We start from the raw sequence: 290 nt of genomic DNA on the forward strand, positions 1-290 counted from the left end.
ACGCCCTGCTGGTCGAACCATTCGCGCGCCTTCGAGGCGGCGATGTCCGGCTTGTTCTGGTGGTCGGCAACCATGAACTGGATCTTCTTGCCGGCAACAGCGCCGCCCAGGTCGGCGATGGCCATGCGCACGGCTTCGGCCCCGCCGTTGCCGTCGACGTCGGAATAGACGCCGGACAGGTCGGTGACCATGCCGATCTTGATGGTGTTGTCGCTGATCTGGGCGGATGCCGGGAGGGCGAAGCCGGCCAAGGCGGCGGCGGTGGCGAGGGCGAGGGTCGTGCGTTTCAT

General features: G+C 67.2%; 1 protein-coding gene. It reads right to left on the minus strand.

All coding sequences use genetic code 11. The features are described from left to right. The coding region (locus KVT32_RS29750; protein WP_217619391.1) for an ABC transporter substrate-binding protein at positions 1-290 on the minus strand (290 nt) is incomplete at both ends.

Source organism: Achromobacter sp. GbtcB20, from assembly GCF_019091095.1.
In the GTDB taxonomy this organism is placed as follows: Bacteria; Pseudomonadota; Gammaproteobacteria; order Burkholderiales; family Burkholderiaceae_B; genus Achromobacter; species Achromobacter mucicolens.